Annotated in this window: 2 protein-coding genes; one reads left to right on the top strand and one right to left on the bottom strand. The window is 73.1% G+C overall.

Going from position 1 to position 1246, the window contains the following annotated elements; translation table 11 throughout:
• Positions 1 to 916 (bottom strand): cell division protein PerM (locus BHU15_RS37410; RefSeq protein ID WP_255293315.1); only part of this gene is annotated, 916 nt, incomplete at its 3' end.
• A gap of 125 nt (positions 917 to 1041) precedes the next feature.
• Between BHU15_RS37410 and BHU15_RS38960 the strand changes: the two genes are divergently transcribed.
• Positions 1042 to 1246, top strand: a 205-nt coding sequence (locus BHU15_RS38960) for a helix-turn-helix transcriptional regulator (RefSeq protein ID WP_141726987.1), incomplete at its 3' end; no start/stop codon positions are given.

Raw genomic sequence — 1246 nt, 5'->3', positions numbered from 1 at the left:
GCTGGCCGGTGACGGCGAGCGGGGTGACGGTCGCCGACGTACCGAGGGCGAAGCCGGGGCCGAGCGCGTACGAGGCGCCCCAGACCGCCGCGTTCGGGAGCAGGGCGAGGGACAGCAGCAGGACGGCGACCCGCCCCGACCAGGCCGCCGCCAGTTGGAGGAACGATTCCTGTGCCGCGTCCGCGTGCCAGATCAGCGAACCGGCGACCAGGACGAGACCGCCGCCCAGCAGCACCGCCGCCCCTGCGGTCGCCGACCGCATCACGACGACGGCCCGGCGGCGTCTCCCGGCGGCCACGGCCGCTCCCGCGCCCTCGGTGACACCGGCGTCCGGGCTCCTGAGGCCGGGCAGCCGGTCCAGCAGCGGGCTCAGTGGCCGCCCGCTCGCGACCCACACGCCGGCGGCTGCCGACAGCACCGGCACCACGGGCAGCCTGAGCGCCGTACCGAGCGTGTCCGTGGACAGCGGCCCGCCCCGCGCGTAGACCACGACGGCGGCGCCGACCAGGAGATATCCGCCCGCGACCGTGCACAGCCCGCCGAGGGCCGTGAGCTGCGGCCGGCCCGCGTCCGGTTCCAGCGCGTCGCGCGAGGACCGGTAGACCAGCCATACCGGCAGGGCCACGACCAGCAGGGGTACGACTCCGATGGGCGCGGGCACTCCTGACAGTGTGTCGGGCCGCACCAGCTCCGCGCCGTGGGCCAACAGCCAGAGTGCCGCCGCGATGTGCAGGGCTCCGCCGGCGCCGCTGTCGGGGTACGGAGAACTGATCCAGGCCGCGATGACCAGCACGGCGAGGCTGCCGAGTCCGAGGCCCGCGGCCAGTGCGCCACGGAGGAACGCGGCGGTCAGCGCGGCGGCCCGGCCCCGCTCGGCGGCCGAGGCCGAGGACAACGTGGTGCTGCGCTCGCTCACTTGAGTCACGCCGCCATGCTCCCAACGACACGCGCTTAAACCGCGTAACAGGCGGATAGCCGCTGTGTCGCTCAATATACGTTTATGTACTTTTTCGGCCAGTACAGTGCTGCGGGGAGTTCGTGATGACGCAGAGCACCACTCGAACCTCCTCCGTCCCTCCGCTTCCACCTCCCAAGGAACGGCGCAGGCTGCGTGAGGCGAAGGCCATGACCGAGAAGCAGGTCGCGGAGGCGCTGGGGGTCACTCAGACGACGGTCCGGTCCTGGGAGACGGGGCGTACGAGTCCGCAGGGGCGCAGACGCGAGGCGTACGCCCCGTCTCCCAGGA

It is taken from the genome of Streptomyces niveus (assembly GCF_001723055.1).
GTDB classification, from domain to species: domain Bacteria; phylum Actinomycetota; class Actinomycetes; order Streptomycetales; family Streptomycetaceae; genus Streptomyces; species Streptomyces niveus.
The sequence above is the reverse complement of the archived record's forward strand: the minus strand, read 5'-3'. Positions and strand labels throughout refer to the sequence as shown.